13 protein-coding genes are annotated in these 14,253 nt (G+C 64.8%); 7 read left to right on the top strand and 6 right to left on the bottom strand.

Going from position 1 to position 14,253, the window contains the following annotated elements:
• The first annotated feature begins 83 nt into the window (after positions 1 to 83).
• Positions 84 to 1,094 carry an ABC transporter substrate-binding protein gene (locus PF66_RS07000; protein WP_054058950.1) on the top strand — a complete coding sequence of 337 codons (1,011 nt, stop codon included), beginning with the start codon at positions 84 to 86 and terminating at the stop codon, positions 1,092 to 1,094.
• A gap of 129 nt (positions 1,095 to 1,223) precedes the next feature.
• Here PF66_RS07000 and PF66_RS06995 read toward each other — a convergent pair whose 3' ends face one another.
• The 6 genes from PF66_RS06995 to PF66_RS06970 form a co-directional block, all read right to left on the bottom strand.
• Positions 1,224 to 3,356, bottom strand: coding sequence for a TonB-dependent receptor (locus tag PF66_RS06995; protein ID WP_054062255.1), 2,133 nt, complete (start codon positions 3,354 to 3,356; stop codon positions 1,224 to 1,226).
• A gap of 93 nt (positions 3,357 to 3,449) precedes the next feature.
• Positions 3,450 to 3,836 (bottom strand): DUF2946 domain-containing protein, encoded by a 387-nt coding sequence (locus PF66_RS06990; protein ID WP_054062254.1) that lies wholly within the window; start codon positions 3,834 to 3,836, stop codon positions 3,450 to 3,452.
• A 197-nt stretch (positions 3,837 to 4,033) separates the two neighbouring features.
• On the bottom strand, positions 4,034 to 4,801 hold the full coding sequence (locus PF66_RS06985; protein ID WP_054062253.1) for an SDR family oxidoreductase: 768 nt from the start codon (positions 4,799 to 4,801) through the stop codon (positions 4,034 to 4,036).
• A 24-nt stretch (positions 4,802 to 4,825) separates the two neighbouring features.
• Entirely contained in the window at positions 4,826 to 5,893 is a 1,068-nt protein-coding gene (locus PF66_RS06980; RefSeq protein WP_054062252.1) for a phosphotransferase family protein, read from the bottom strand.
• A gap of 212 nt (positions 5,894 to 6,105) precedes the next feature.
• Positions 6,106 to 7,005 (bottom strand): proline iminopeptidase-family hydrolase, encoded by a 900-nt coding sequence (locus PF66_RS06975; RefSeq protein ID WP_054062251.1) that lies wholly within the window; start codon positions 7,003 to 7,005, stop codon positions 6,106 to 6,108.
• Positions 7,006 to 7,093: 88 nt separating this feature from the next.
• The gene (locus PF66_RS06970; protein ID WP_054062250.1) at positions 7,094 to 7,858 is read right to left on the bottom strand and encodes a LuxR family transcriptional regulator; all 765 of its coding nucleotides are present in this window, start codon (positions 7,856 to 7,858) and stop codon (positions 7,094 to 7,096) included.
• A gap of 167 nt (positions 7,859 to 8,025) precedes the next feature.
• Here PF66_RS06970 and PF66_RS06965 point away from each other — a divergent pair, with 167 nt between their 5' ends.
• From PF66_RS06965 to PF66_RS06940, 6 genes are read left to right on the top strand one after another with little or no spacing between them, the layout of a single operon-like run.
• Positions 8,026 to 8,919, top strand: coding sequence for a proline iminopeptidase-family hydrolase (locus PF66_RS06965; protein ID WP_054058943.1), 894 nt, complete (start codon positions 8,026 to 8,028; stop codon positions 8,917 to 8,919).
• Positions 8,916 to 9,863, top strand: coding sequence for an ABC transporter permease (locus PF66_RS06960; RefSeq protein WP_054058942.1), 948 nt, complete (start codon positions 8,916 to 8,918; stop codon positions 9,861 to 9,863). Before PF66_RS06965 ends, PF66_RS06960 begins: the two co-directional genes overlap by 4 nt.
• On the top strand, positions 9,860 to 10,717 hold the full coding sequence (locus PF66_RS06955) for an ABC transporter permease (RefSeq protein WP_054062249.1): 858 nt from the start codon (positions 9,860 to 9,862) through the stop codon (positions 10,715 to 10,717). The genes PF66_RS06960 and PF66_RS06955 overlap by 4 nt, the downstream gene beginning before the upstream one ends.
• Complete coding sequence (locus PF66_RS06950; protein ID WP_054062248.1) at positions 10,714 to 11,703, top strand: ABC transporter ATP-binding protein; 990 nt, start codon at positions 10,714 to 10,716, stop codon at positions 11,701 to 11,703. The genes PF66_RS06955 and PF66_RS06950 overlap by 4 nt, the downstream gene beginning before the upstream one ends.
• Positions 11,700 to 12,713 carry an ABC transporter ATP-binding protein gene (locus PF66_RS06945; RefSeq protein ID WP_054062247.1) on the top strand — a complete coding sequence of 338 codons (1,014 nt, stop codon included), beginning with the start codon at positions 11,700 to 11,702 and terminating at the stop codon, positions 12,711 to 12,713. Before PF66_RS06950 ends, PF66_RS06945 begins: the two co-directional genes overlap by 4 nt.
• A complete protein-coding gene (locus tag PF66_RS06940) occupies positions 12,710 to 14,245 on the top strand; it encodes an ABC transporter substrate-binding protein (RefSeq protein WP_054062246.1) in 1,536 nt (511 codons plus the stop codon). Before PF66_RS06945 ends, PF66_RS06940 begins: the two co-directional genes overlap by 4 nt.
• Positions 14,246 to 14,253: the final 8 nt, after the last annotated feature.

Raw genomic sequence — 14,253 nt, 5'->3', positions numbered from 1 at the left:
AACCTCTACTAAAGTCAGTTGACTGATTAATTCAGAGACTTTCGGCAACGCGTCGAGGGTGACTCCATGACTGAGGTAGACCCATGAAAGGATTTCGTGCGCTGTTCGCCGGCTCCCTGGCGGTATTGAGCGTTGCCTTCGCGGCGCTTCCGGCCCGTGCGGCGGTTCCGATCCACTTTGCCGACCTGAACTGGGAAAGTGGCAGCCTGATCACCGAGCTGTTGCGACATATAGTCGAGAAGGGCTACGGCTTGCCGACGGACACGCTGCCAGGCACTACCGTGACCCTGGAAACCGCGCTGGCCAAAAACGATATCCAGGTGATCGGCGAGGAGTGGGCCGGGCGCAGCCCGGTCTGGGTCAAGGCCGAGGCGGCGGGCGAGGTCGTGGCGGTGGGGGATACCGTCAAGGGCGCGACCGAGGGCTGGTGGGTGCCGGAATATGTGATCAAGGGTGACCCCGAGCGGGGTATCAAGCCCCTGGCGCCGGGGCTGCGCAGTGTCGAGGATCTCAAGCGCTACAAGGCGGTGTTCCAGGACCCGGAGTCGCCCGGCAAGGGGCGCTTTCTCAACAGCCCGATCGGTTGGACCTCCGAGATCGTCAACAAGCAGAAGCTCAAGGCCTATGGCCTGAGCGACAGCTATGTGAACTTCCGCAGTGGCTCCGGTGCGGCGCTGGATGCCGAAATCACCTCGTCGATTCGGCGCGGCAAGCCGATCCTGTTCTACTACTGGTCGCCGACGCCGCTGCTGGGCAAGTTCAAGCTGGTGCAACTGCAGGAGCCGCCGTTCGATGCCGAGGCCTGGAAGACCCTGACCGATGCCGACAATCCCGACCCCAAGCCGACCCGGTCACTGGCCTCGAAGCTGAGTATCGGCGTGTCGGCACCGTTCCGCCAGCAACATCCGCAGGTGGTGGCGTTCTTCGCCAAGGTCGACCTGCCGATCGACCTGTTGAACCAGGCGCTGGCGAAAATGAGCGAGGAACGCCTGCCGCCGGATCAGGTGGCCCGGGCCTTTCTCAAGGACAACCCGCAGGTCTGGAAGGCCTGGGTGCCGGCGGATGTGGCGCAGAAGGTCGCTGACAGTCTGTAGGTTCGGTGGCGGCCTGTTCGCGGATGAACCGGGACGCCGGACCGCCGGCTCCCCCAAGTGCTCGCGCCGTGCATGGATCCTGCGAACGACGCGGGCACTGTGGGAGGATTTATCCGATCTCTGAACCCATCAGAAGCGGGTTTGTACCGCCAGCTCGAAGGTTCTCGGCGTGCCCAGGTAATACGCCGGGGACACGTGGGCGAACTCGGCATAGACCTGGTTGGTCAGGTTGCGCACCCGCCCGGTCAGCGTCGTGTGGTTGTCGAGCCTGTAGCTCAGGAAGCTGCCATAGAGGGTATAGCCCGGCACGTACCGGGTATTGGCACTGTCGGCATACACCCTGGCCACATGACGCGCATCGACACCCCCTTGCCAGTGCGGATCGAAGTCATAGGTCAGCCACAGGTTGGCCACCCGTTCCGGCACATTGGTCGGCGTGTTGCCCTTGCGCGAAACCACGACGCTGGCGGCGTTCTTCTCGTTGAATTCATCGTACTGCGCATCGACCCAGGCGAAGTTGCCTTCGGCCAGCAGTTTCGGGGTGATCCGCAGCGAACTGGCCAGTTCGATGCCTTTCGATGATTGCTGACCTACCGGCAGGGTGTTGTTCGGGTCCAGCGGGTCGGTGACGGCGAAGTCCTTGCGCACGATGTGATAGGCCGCCGCCGTGGCGCTGCCACGACCGTCGAGATAGTCGAACTTGCTGCCGATTTCCCACTGCCTGCCGGTGGAAACGTCGAAGTTCTGCGTGCCGCCGGGTTGTTCGGCCGCCGTGCTGTACTGCACGTAGACATTGGCCGAGGGCACGAACTGGTAGGTCAGCCCGGCGCGCCCGGTAATCGGTTCCCAGCGCCGGCGCAGGTGTCGCGGATTGCTGGCGGTCACCACACGGTGGTTGGTCACGTCCAGGTCGATGTCGTCGTAACGCAGCCCCGTCAGCAGGGCCAGCTTGTCGGTCAGCATCAGTCGGTTTTCGACGAACAGGGCGCGGGTGGTGACCTGGTTGGTCTTGTCGCTGACAAAACCCGGACGGGTACCGGGCAGCGCATAGAAGTAGCCGGGATCGAAGTGGTCCGGGCTCACGCTGTTGGCGGCCGAGACATTCCACGGGTGGTTGGTGGTGGTGTTGACCCGGTACTCGAAACCGCCGACCCAGCGGCTGTCCAGGCCGAACAGGCTGGACTGGTGGCGCAACTCGAACTGGTTGCCGTTCTGCTCGCCGGCGTGGCGCACCAGGTAGGCGGTGGAGCGGTTCACGGCGGTGTTGTCGGCGTTGTACTGATAGGTCTCCAGGTTGCGGTAGTCACGTTCGCTGCCCAGGTGATAGAGGGTGTTGCGCAGGCTGGTGCTGTCGCTGATCCGGTAGTCGATGATCGAGCGCAGCCAGTGGGTGCGTTGCACGTACTGGCCATCGGCGACGTTGTAGTTGTTGAAACGGTTGTGCCTGTCGATCTTCAGTTCGCCGACCTTGGGGTTGAGCACCGGCGTGCCCCAGTAGGGGCTGTCGAGCACCTCGTCCTGATACTCCAGGGCCAGGGTGTGGGACAGGTCCGGGGTCAGGTCGCTAAGCAGCGAGAATGCCGCGCTCCAGGCATCACGCCGGTTGCGGTCGATGTAGCCGTTGCTGGCGTTGTGGCTGACATCCAGGCGGGCGTAGTGCTGCACGTCGGCGCCGGGATCGCTCAGGGCGTGATTGAGGCCGAAGGAGATTTCCCGTGTGTCGTTGCTGCCATAGCTGATCCTGCCTTCGGCCGCCTGTTCCTGGCGGCTGGCGAGCCGGGTGATGTAGTTCAGCGAGCCGCCGACGGAGCCGGCGCCATTGAGCAGCGAGGAGGGGCCGCCGACCAGTTCGACCCGGTCGTAGATCCAGGCATCCACCGGTCGCGCCAGGCCGGTGGGGACGACGATGCCGTTGAACATCTGGCTGACCTGGCCGCTGGTGAAGCCGCGGTAGGAGACGAAGCCACCGAAGCCCAGCGGAGCGGTGGCGTTGACCCCTGGCAGGCTGTTGGCGGCATCCTGGAAGTTGCGCGCACCGTGGCGTTCGAGGCTGTCACGGTTGGCGACGCTGACCGAGGCCGGGGTTTCCCGTGGGCTCAGGCCCAGGCGTGAGCCGGTGGCGATCGGCGTGTCGAGGTCCAGCCCCGGTTCGGTGGCTGGCTGTGCTTCGATGGTAATGGGGGCGAGGTCGAGCGTGTCTTGCGCCCAGGCTCCGGCGCACAGGCAGCCGAGCAGGCCCGCAAAAAGGGGGAAGCGTTTCATGGTGAATTCCTGAAGTCATGGCAAATCTCCAGCGCGCACGGGCACGACACGGTTGGGCGTCGACCGGATGGGCTGATCGTTGGGCGCAATGAATCAGGCGAGGGGTGGTGCGCGGGGATGGGCCGAAGGCCAGGTGAAGCGACTGGGCAGTGGCAGGTGGGGGCTGTGGGGCCGCGGCGGGCTGTGCTGTTCCGGGAGGATCGCCAGGGTCAGGCTGGAGTTGAGCGCCGGGCCCATGCCACCGGTGGAGCACAGCGGGCAGCCGAAGGCCTTGGCCAGGGTGGGCAGCTTTTCCTCGGCGGGATTGCTCGACAGCGGCGCCCGGGTGCCCGGGTCGACGGCACAGAACTGCCCGCCGATGCCGTTGAGCTGCTGGCCGACCATCTGCCCGTGGCCGATGCTGCAGGCGAACACATTGAACAGGACGCAGCAGTAAAGCATCCAGGCAATGAGCGAGCGGTCGGTACGGGCCAGTTTCATGGGCGCGGACTTTAACAGGAGCGACGAACGGTTACAAAGCCGAGGTCATCGGCGCAGGGAAGCTGGATCTGTCGGAGCGATCGGCCTGTGGCGGCCAAGACCGCAGGCGCCGGGCTTGCCAGCGAAGGCGGCGGTGAGGGCGCCTGAAGCTTCGCGGGCAAGCCGGCTCCTGCAAGGAGGACTTTGCAACCCAGGGGTCAGGAGAGGAAACCACCGTCGACGTTCAGCGCCACGCCGGTGGTGTAGCTGGAGGCGTCGCTGGCCAGGTACAGCACGGTGCCGGCCATTTCGCTCGGGTCGGCCACGCGCTTGAGCGGGATCTGCTGCAGCGCGGTCTTGAGGATCGAGTCGTTCTTGACCAGGGCCGAAGCGAACTTGGTGTCGGTCAGGCCCGGCAGCAGGGCGTTGCAGCGGATGCCGAACTGCGCGCATTCCTTGGCGAAGACCTTGGTCATGTTGATCACCGCGGCCTTGGTCACCGAGTAGATGCCCTGGAAGATGCCCGGGGTGACGCCGTTGATCGAGGCGACATTGATGATGCTGCCCCCGCCGTGCTCGCGCATCAGTTTGCCGGCTTCCACCGACATGAAGAAGTAGCCGCGGATGTTCACGTCGACGGTTTTCTGGAAAGCACCGAGGTCGGTGTCCAGCACGTTGCAGAACTGCGGGTTGGTCGCCGCGTTGTTGACCAGGATGTCCAGGCGCCCGAACTGTTCGCGAATGCCGGCGAAGACTTGGCTGATCTGTTCCATCTCGCCGATGTGGCAGGCGATCGCGGTGGCCTTGCCGCCGTCGGCGATGATCGCGTCGGCCACCTGCTGGCAGCCTTCGAGCTTGCGGCTGGAGACGATCACGTGGGCACCCTGTTGGGCCAGCAGCCGGGCGATGGCTTCACCGATGCCGCGGCTGGCACCGGAAACGAAGGCGATCTTGCCGTCGAGGTCGAACAACTGAGTCTTGGACATGGTTTTTCCTTGTTGTAGTCGCGATCAGAGGCTGGAGTTGCGGATGACCTGCAGGCTCATCTGCTCCAGCAGCTTGTTCATGTGAATGAATTGCGCGAAGCGTTTGTCCTGGGTCTGGCCGTGGTAGAAGCGGTAGTAGATCTGTTGCACGATGCCGGCCAGGCGGAACAGGCCGTAGGTGTAGTAGAAGTCGAAGTTGTCGATCGCCAGGCCCGCACGCTCGGCGTAGTACTCGACGAACTGGCGGCGGCTGAGCATGCCTGGCGCGTGGCTGGGCTGGCGGCGCATCAGTTGCACCGGTGCCGGGTCGTCGGCCTCGATCCAGTAGGCGAGGGTGTTGCCCAGGTCCATCAGCGGGTTGCCGAGGGTGGTCAGTTCCCAGTCGAGTACGCCGATGATCTGCATCGGGTTCTCGGGGTCGAGGATGACGTTGTCGAAGCGGTAGTCGTTGTGGACGATGCTGGACGTCGGGTGGTCGGCCGGCATCTTGTCTTTCAACCAGGCCTTGACCGCTGCCCAGCTCGGCGCATCCGGGGTCATGGCCTTTTCATAACGCTCGCTCCAGCCGCGGATCTGACGCTCGACATAACCTTCCGGCTTGCCCAGGTCGGCCAGGCCACAGGCGGTGTAGTCGACGCGGTGCAGTTCCACCAGGCGGTCGATGAAACTCTTGCACAGGGCCTCGGTACGGGCGGCATCGAGGCCCAGTTCCGGCGGCAGTTCGGAGCGCAGGATGATCCCCTTGACCCGCTCCATGACGTAGAACTCGGAACCGATCAGGCTTTCGTCGGTGCAGTGCGCATAGGCCTTGGGGCAGTACGGGAAGCCGTCCCGGAGCTGGTTGAGGATGCGGAATTCGCGGCCCATGTCGTGGGCCGACTTGGCCTTGTGGCCGAACGGTGGCCGCCGCAGGACGAACTCCTGCTCGGGGTACTGGATCAGGTAGGTGAGGTTCGAGGCCCCGCCGGGGAACTGGCTGATGCTCGGTTCGCCGCTGAGGCCGGGAATATGCGCCTTGAGGTATGGGTCGATCAGGGCGGCATCGAGTTCTTCGCCGGCACGGATTTGAGTGGACTGGTCAGTAAGCGCCATGCTTATCCCTTCTGCTTATTCTGGAGGCCAGAGATTATTGGCTAATCTAATGCTCGCCCTGCGTCGCTCACAAGCCTGAGCGGGCCTTATAGGTCTGGGTGTTGCAGGATGATCAGCGTTCCTGATGCGCGAGCCGGAATGCAGCGTAGCCGAAAAAGCCCGGTCTGGATCAGACCGGGCAGTTCTCGAAGGGGCAGGGGCGAAGCAGCGGGCTAGAGGCTTTCGTCAAGGAATTGCAGGACCGTGCCCATGCACGCCTGGCGTTCCTCGACGTGGGGCATGTGGCTGGAGTCTTCGAACAGCGCCCAGCGCGCGCCGGCGATCTTCTCCACGTAGGGTTTGACCACCGCTTCGGTCGCTTCGTCGTGGCGGCCGGAGATGACCAGTGTCGGCACCTGGACCCGGTGCAGGCGATCGATGATGGTCCAGTCCTTCAGCGAACCGATGACATGGAACTCGGTCGGGCCGCTCATGGTGTGGTAGACGGTCGGGTCGGCATCGACCTGGGCGAAGGTGCGCGCCACCTCTTCCGGCCAGGGACTGATGCGGCAGACGTGGCGGTCATAGAAGACCCGCGACGCCTCGACGTATTCCGGATCACTGTAGGTACCGGCCTTCTCGTGCTTGAGCAGGGCCTGCTGCACCGCGGGTGGCAGTTGCTCGCGCAGGCGGTTGGCTTCGCTGACCCAGGTGCGCATGCACGATGGCGAGTTGGCGAGAATCAGCGCCTTGAGCCCGGCCGGCTGACGAACCGCGTGCTCGCTGGCGAGCATGCCGCCCCAGGACTGGCCGAGCAGCACGTAGTGCTGGCGGATGCCGAGGTGGTCGAGCAGGTTGTCCAGTTCGTCGAGAAACAGCTGGACGGTCCAGAATGAAGGGTCCTGATCGGGCAGGTGGGTGGACTTGCCGTTGCCCAGTTGATCGTAATGCACCACCGCGTGGCCGCTGGCGGCGATGTCCTTGAAGGCGTCGACATAATCGTGGGTGCAACCCGGGCCCCCGTGGAGAATCACCAGGGGTGTGCGGCCATTGGCCAGGTCACCGGTCACCCGATACCAGGTCTGGTAGGGGCCGAAGTTCGCAAAGCCTTCCTGTATTTCCTTGAATTCCATCTCGCCAAGCTCCCTGTATGCACGATGTGGGGAACGATAGCGAAACTGGCCGGCCGGCATAACTAGGTGAATTGCTAGGTTTTGCGGCTCAGTTGTCCAGCAGTCGATAGTGCACGGCGCGCAATACTGCCTGTACGCGGTTCTTCGCCCCCAGTTTATGCATGGCCGAGGCCAGGTGCAGGGTCACGGTAGCCAGTGAACGGTGCAGTTGTTCGGCGATTTCCTTGGCGGTGAGCCCCTCGGCAGCCCATTGCAGGCACTCCCGCTCGCGCCGGGTCAGATGGATGTGCGGGTAGGCGCGTATCTCAGGGCTGAATAATGGGTAGGCCGCTTCCTGTAATGCGTGGGAAATAACGCTGAATTCTGTCAGGGTCTGCTGGGCGTCCTTCAGGACATATTTACCATTACCTGTGCGTAATCCCGTCAACGAGGCAAATCCACCCTTGGGCAGGTGAATCGGCACGCTCACGCCGCAAGTCATCTGGCGGTCATGCAGGTAGCTGGTCACGGGCGAGTGGCGCTGGTCGATGACCTTCTGCAGGGCGGTTTCGGCCTTGGGCCGGTAGGACCAGACGAAGGGCGAGGTGCTGTTCAGGGCCAGGTGTTGCACCGGGTCGATCTGGTAGAAACCCTGCTCGCACCAGAGCGAATGCCAGTCCGACGGGGTGTTGCGCACCTTGAGCAGCGACGGGGTGATCAGGGCGCCCTCGTGGTCCGTCGGTACCGGCGTGTAGTCGTAGACCAGGGCATCGAAGCCCAGCTGACCCGCCATGACCATCGCGTTGTCCATCAGCTCATCCAGGGTGCTGCCGGATAAGCGGCGGGGGTCGACTTCAGTGAATTTGGTCTGCATCCTTTGCTCTCCTGAAAATTTCAATCCTGAAATCAAGCAAGTAGAATGCCACGCCTCGGCGAGGGACAGCCATACCAAACCTATAAGAATTGCTAGCTTATGGGCTAGGAAATTACCCGTTAGGGTGAAGCCGACAGGCCACAAGGCCTGCAACAGGGAGAGCGGCAATGTGGTACGAGCTGGAACCGGATCAGCGTTACACCCTTGAAGTCGATGGTCACAGCATCGTGGCCTACAGCTTCGGCAGCGGCGACGACGTGCTGCTGTGCCTCAACGGCGGCCCCGGCCTGCCGTGCGACTATCTGCGCGACGCCCATGGCTGGCTGAAGGAAAAGGGCCTGCGGGTGGTGGCGTTCGACCAGTTGGGCACGGGTGCCTCCGACCGGCCGACCGACCCGGCGCTGTGGGATATCACCCGTTACGTCGCCGAGGTGGAACACGTGCGCCAGGCCCTGGAACTGGGGCGGGTGCACCTGCTCGGGCATTCCTGGGGCGGCTGGCTGGCGATCGAGTATGCGATCCACCATCCCGGCCACCTCAAGAGCCTGGTGCTGGAAAACACCGTCGGCGACATCCCCCACCTGACCCTGGAACTGGAGCGCCTGCGCAGCGCCCTGGGCAACGAGACCGTGGCGATGATGCAGCGCCATGAAGCCGAAGGGCGGTTCGACCACCCGCAGTACCAGGCGGCGATCACCTTGCTCAACTACCGCCATGTGTGCCGTCTCGACGAGTGGCCGGCACCGGTGCAGCGCTCGCTGGGCGACTGGAACATGGGACCCTACGAAACCATGCAGGGGCCCAACGAGTTCCTGTATGTCGGCAACCTCAAGGACTGGAACCGCATCGAGGAAATGAAGGCCTTCGAGATGCCGGTGCTGATCACCACCGGCCAGCACGATGAACTGACCCCGGCCTGCGCCTACCGGATGAAGCGGTCGCTGCGCGATGTCGAGCTGCATGTCTTCCCCAACAGCAGCCACATGCCGTTCTACGAGGAGCCCCAGGCCTACTTCCCGGTCCTGCTCGACTTCCTGCGGCGTCACCGGGGCGCTGCATGAACCTGCAGCGCTACCGTTTCATCCTGACCCGGCCGCTGCAGCTGCTGCCGGTGCTGTTCGGTATCAGCCTGGTGACCTTCGTGCTGATCCGCTCGATTCCCGGCGATCCGGCGCGGGCCCTGCTGGGCTCGCGCACCACGCCGCAGGCCCTGGCCAATGTCCGGGCGCAGTTCGGCCTCGACCAGCCATTGCCACTGCAGTACTTCTATTTCCTCCGGAACCTGTTGCAGGGCGACCTGGGGCAGTCGATCCAGTATCGGGTCGATACGCTCAAGCTGATTGCCAGCCGTATCGAGCCGACACTGACCCTGGTGCTGGGCAGTGTGCTGCTGGCGCTGTTGATCGCCATCCCGCTGGCGACCCTGGCGGCGCGGCACAAGGGCGGCTGGGCCGACAACCTGGTGCGGGTGTTCACCACCAGTGGCCTGGGGGTGCCGGCGTTCTGGCTGGGCATCATGCTGATCCTGGTGTTCAGCGTGCAACTGGGCTGGTTCCCGGTGACCGGCTACGGGCGCACCTGGCTGGACAAGCTGCACCATCTGACGCTGCCGTGCCTGACCATCGCCCTGGCGCTGTCCTCGGTGCTGATCCGCAACCTGCGTGCCAGCATGCTGGCCGAACTGCAGGCCGATCATGTCACCGCCGCCCGCGCCCGCGGCCTGTCCGAAGCGGCGATCCTGCGTCGGCATGTGCTGCCCAATTCCCTAGTGCCGACGGTCAACCTGCTGGCGGTGAACATCGGCTGGCTGATCAGCAGCACGGTGGTGGTGGAGAGCCTGTTCGCCATCCCCGGTATCGGCCAGTTGCTGGTGCGCGGCATTTTCGGCCGTGACTACATGGTGGTGCAGGGGGTGGCGATGGTCCTCGCCCTGGCGACAGTGGCGGTGAACTTCCTGGCCGACGTGGCCACGGTGGCGATCGACCCGCGGGTGAACGTCCGATGAGCAGCGCACAGACGATGACACTGCGGCGCAACCTGCTCGGCCTGCGGCTGGGCAACGGCCGGCTGGCGATGGTCCTGGGCCTGGCGATTCTCGGTGGCTGGCTGCTGCTCGCGCTTTTCGCGCCATGGATCGCGCCCTACGATCCGATCCTGCAGGACACCGAGGTACGCCTGCTGGGGCCGAGCGCGGCGCACTGGTTCGGCACCGATCACTTCGGCCGCGACGTGCTGTCGCGGGTGATCTGGGGGGCCCGGGTCGACCTGCAACTGGCGGTGCTGGGGGTGGTCTTCCCGTTCCTGATCGGCACCGTGGTCGGCGCCCTGTGCGGCTACATCGGGGGTCGCTTCGATACCCTCTGCATGCGCCTGATCGATATCGTCCTGGCCTTTCCGTTCCTGGTGCTGATGCTGGCGATCATGGCGATCCTCGGCCCGGGCCTCACCAGCTTCTACATCGCCATGGCCCTGGTCGGCTGGGTGTCCTATGCACGGCTGATCCGCTCGCAGATCCTGATCCTCAAGCACAGCGATTTCGCCCTGGCGGCCAGGAGCCTGGGCTTCGGCCATGGGCGCATCCTGTTCCGCCACCTGTTACCCAATGCGCTGTTCAGTTCGGTGGTGTTCGCCATGTCCGATGCAGTGCTGGTGCTGCTCAACGGTGCGGCGGTGAGTTATCTCGGCCTGGGGGTGCAGCCGCCGACGGCGGAGTGGGGCACCATGGTCGCCGAAGGGCAGAGCCTGATCACCAGCGCCTGGTGGATCTGCACGTTTCCGGGGATTGCCATCGTCACCCTCGCCATGGGCTTCAGCCTGCTGGCCGACGGTGTCGCCGAAGCCATGGGGGAGCGGACATGAGTCGTGCGCCGGTGTTGCAGGTACAGGAGCTCAGCGTGGTGGCCCACAATGGCCCGGTACCCCTGACCCTGGTCGACCGTCTGTCCTTCGACCTGGGCGAGGGCGAGATCCTCGGCCTGGTCGGGGAAAGCGGTTCGGGCAAGACCATGGCCTGTCGGGCGCTGATGCGCCTGTTGCCGTCCGGCAGCCTGAGTGTCGAGGGCAAGGCCGTGCGCCTGGCCGGGCAGAACCTGCTGGCGCTGGACGAAAAGGGCATGCGGGCCATGCGTGGTCGGCAGATCGGCATGGTGTTCCAGAACCCCGGCAGCCATCTCGATCCGTTGATGCGTATCGGCGAGCAGATCGCCGAAGGCATCCGCCAGCACCAGCAGTGCTCGCGCCGCGAGGCCCGGGCCCAGGCCATCGAGGTGCTGCGCCAGGTGGGTATTCCCGACCCGCAGCGCCGGGTCGACAACTACCCCCACGAGTTTTCCGGTGGCATGCGCCAGCGGGCGATGATCGCCGTGGCTCTCGGTTGCGAGCCGAAGGTGCTGATCGCCGACGAGCCGACCACCGCCCTCGATGTGACGGTGCAGGCGCAGATCCTGCGGCTGCTGCTGGACTTGCGCGATCAGCGCGGCCTGTCGCTGATCATGATCACCCACGACCTGGGTGTGGTGGCGCAGACCTGCGACTCGATCGCCGTGATGTATGCCGGTCGCCTCTGTGAGCATGGGCGCAAGCAGGACCTGCTGGCGTACCCGCGGCATCCCTATACCGCCGGGTTGGTGGCCTGCCAGCCGGCCGGTGGCGCCAGCCAGGAGCCGTTGCGCACCATTGGCGGCCAGCCGCCGTTGCTCGCCGACCTGCCGGCGGGTTGCCGTTTCAATCCGCGCTGCCAGCAAGCCGCGGCCGACTGCCGTGAAACCTTGCCGGACCTGCGGGCCCTCGACCAGGGGCAACGGGTCGCCTGTCATTATCCGTTGCGGGTCGGAGGTCAGCCATGAGCCTGCTCGAAGTCAAGGACCTGCACGTGCGCTTCGCCGCCCAGGGCCGCGGCCTGCTGGGCCTGCGGCGGCAATGGGTGAGGGCGGTCAATGGCGTGTCCCTGAGCCTGGCGGCGGGGGAGACCCTGGGTCTGGTCGGTGAGTCCGGCAGCGGCAAGAGCAGCCTTGGCCGGGCGATCCTGCGCCTGAACGATATCGCCTCTGGCCAGGTGCTGTTCGACGGTGTCGACGTCGCCCGGGGCGGTGCCATCGAGCTGGAGCGACTGCGTCGCGAGACCGCGATGATCTTCCAGGACCCTTATGCCGCGCTCAATCCGCGCCTGAGCATCGGCGAGACCCTCGCCGAAGTGCTGCGGGTACAGCGCAAGGTGGCGCCCGCGAGGATCGCCGCGCGGGTCGAGGAATTGCTTGAGCTGGTCGGCCTGCGCCCCGAGCTGGCCGGGCGCAAGCCGGGCAGCCTCAGTGGCGGGCAGTGCCAGCGGGTCGGCATTGCCCGGGCCCTGGCGGTGGAACCGCGGCTTATCGTCGCCGACGAATGCCTGGCGGCGCTCGATGTGTCGATCCAGGGGCAGATCGTCAACCTGCTGCTGGAGCTGCGCCAGCGCCTGAATCTGTCGATCCTGTTCATCGCCCACGACCTGGCGATCGTCCGGCGCCTGTGCGACCGGGTGGCGGTGATGTACCTGGGGCAGATCGTCGAGCAGGGCAATGTCGAGGCGGTGTTCGGCGCGCCGCGCCATCCGTATACCGCGGCCCTGATCGACTCGATCCCCGATATCGACCCCGAACGCCGCCTGCCCGTCGAACCCTTGCCCGGCGAGCCGCCGAGCCCGCTGCAGGCCCCGAGCGGTTGCGCCTTTCATCCGCGCTGCCGGCAGGCCCGGCCCGCCTGTGCCGAGGCCCGGCCGCCCACCCATCAGCTCGAACACCAGCGTTACAGCTGCGTGCTCGAGCAACCGTTGTCGCAAACCCCAACCCCAACCTCGATTAACAGGGAGTTATACGCATGAGATCCAGGCACTTCAGACTGTTGAGCGCGGCCGCCCTGGCCGTCTGCTCGCTGGCGGCGGGCGTGGCGCAGGCCGCGGGCGTGCTGACCATCGGTTGCCGGGAGGACAGCACCACCTTCGATCCCATCAAGAGTGCGCAGAACCGCGATACCTGGGTGTTCGCCAACGTCTACGACACCCTGGTGCGGGTCGACAAGGCCGGCACCGAACTGCAGCCCGGCCTGGCGCAGTCCTGGTCGGTCTCGCCGGATGGTCTGACCTACACCTTCAAGCTGCGCGCGGCGAAGTTCTCCGACGGTTCGCCGATCACCGCCGGCGATGCGGCCTTCAGCCTGCTGCGCATCCGTGACAACAAGGCCTCGCTGTGGAGCGATTCGTTCAAGCTGATCGACAAGGCCGAAGCCAGGGACCCGCAGACCCTGGTGGTGACCCTCAAGACCCCATCGACCCCCTTCGTTTCGCAATTGGCTTCGCCGACCGCCTCGGTGCTGTCGCAGAAGGCCATCGAGACGATGGGCGAAGACGCCTATGCGGAGAAACCGGTGGTCTCCGGGGCTTTCGCCGTCAAGGAATGGATCCGTGGCGATCGCGTGGTGCTGGAGAAGAACCCGGACTTCTGGCAGGCCGCCAACGTCAGCCTGGATGGCGTGGAGTGGATCTCCATTCCGGATGACAACACGCGGATGCTGAAGGTCCAGGCCGGTGAGCTGGATTCGGCGATTTTCGTGCCGTTCTCGCGGGTCGATGCCCTGCAGAAAGACAAGAACCTGGTGGTTCACCTCGATCCGTCGACCCGTGAGGACCACCTGCTGATCAACCACGCCCACGGCGATCTGGCCAAGCAGCAGGTGCGTGAGGCGCTGGACTACGCCATCGACAAGAAATCGCTGGTCAATACCGTGACCTTCGGCAAGGGCACCGTGGCCTATTCCTACATCCCCAAGGGCGGCCAGTACCACTACGCGGACAACCTGCAGCGCCCGTATGACCCCGAGAAGGCGAAAAAGCTGCTGGCCGAGGCGGGCGTCAAGGACCTCAAGCTCAACTATGTGGTCAACGCCGGCAACGAGGCGGACGAGCAGATCGCGGTCATGGTCCAGCAGCAACTGGCCAAGGTCGGCGTCACCGCCAACCTGCAGAAGGTCGACCCGACCCAGAGCTGGCAGATGCTGATCGACGGCGCCTATGACCTGTCGGTGATGTACTGGACCAACGACATCCTCGATGCCGACCAGAAGACCACCTTCGTCCTCGGTCACGACACCAACAACAACTACATGACCGGCTACCGCAACGAGAAGGTCAAGGAACTGGTGGCGGCGGCACGTATAGAGAGCGATCCGGCCAAGCGCCAGCAGATGTACGTCGACCTGCAGAAGATGGCCAAGGCCGATGTCAACTGGATCGACCTGTACTACAGCCCCTACATCAACATCTCGCGCAGGAACATCGAGAACTTCCAGCAGAACCCGCTGGGCCGCTTCTCGCTGGAAGAGACGGTGAAGAAGGACGACAAGCTCGCCAGCAACTGATCGGCGAA

This window comes from Pseudomonas asplenii, assembly GCF_001293465.1.
GTDB classification, from domain to species: domain Bacteria; phylum Pseudomonadota; class Gammaproteobacteria; order Pseudomonadales; family Pseudomonadaceae; genus Aquipseudomonas; species Aquipseudomonas fuscovaginae_B.
The sequence above is the reverse complement of the archived record's forward strand: the minus strand, read 5'-3'. Positions and strand labels throughout refer to the sequence as shown.

Bases quoted from the DNA above. Each gene is read 5' to 3' on its own strand.
- PF66_RS07000 (WP_054058950.1), top strand. From the start codon at position 84: ATGAAAGGATTTCGTGCGCTGTTCGCCGGCTCCCTGGCGGTATTGAGC.
- PF66_RS06995 (WP_054062255.1), bottom strand. From the start codon at position 3,356: ATGAAACGCTTCCCCCTTTTTGCGGGCCTGCTCGGCTGCCTGTGCGCC.
- PF66_RS06990 (WP_054062254.1), bottom strand. From the start codon at position 3,836: ATGAAACTGGCCCGTACCGACCGCTCGCTCATTGCCTGGATGCTTTAC.
- PF66_RS06985 (WP_054062253.1), bottom strand. From the start codon at position 4,801: ATGTCCAAGACTCAGTTGTTCGACCTCGACGGCAAGATCGCCTTCGTT.
- PF66_RS06980 (WP_054062252.1), bottom strand. From the start codon at position 5,893: ATGGCGCTTACTGACCAGTCCACTCAAATCCGTGCCGGCGAAGAACTC.
- PF66_RS06975 (WP_054062251.1), bottom strand. From the start codon at position 7,005: ATGGAATTCAAGGAAATACAGGAAGGCTTTGCGAACTTCGGCCCCTAC.
- PF66_RS06970 (WP_054062250.1), bottom strand. From the start codon at position 7,858: ATGCAGACCAAATTCACTGAAGTCGACCCCCGCCGCTTATCCGGCAGC.
- PF66_RS06965 (WP_054058943.1), top strand. From the start codon at position 8,026: ATGTGGTACGAGCTGGAACCGGATCAGCGTTACACCCTTGAAGTCGAT.
- PF66_RS06960 (WP_054058942.1), top strand. From the start codon at position 8,916: ATGAACCTGCAGCGCTACCGTTTCATCCTGACCCGGCCGCTGCAGCTG.
- PF66_RS06955 (WP_054062249.1), top strand. From the start codon at position 9,860: ATGAGCAGCGCACAGACGATGACACTGCGGCGCAACCTGCTCGGCCTG.
- PF66_RS06950 (WP_054062248.1), top strand. From the start codon at position 10,714: ATGAGTCGTGCGCCGGTGTTGCAGGTACAGGAGCTCAGCGTGGTGGCC.
- PF66_RS06945 (WP_054062247.1), top strand. From the start codon at position 11,700: ATGAGCCTGCTCGAAGTCAAGGACCTGCACGTGCGCTTCGCCGCCCAG.
- PF66_RS06940 (WP_054062246.1), top strand. From the start codon at position 12,710: ATGAGATCCAGGCACTTCAGACTGTTGAGCGCGGCCGCCCTGGCCGTC.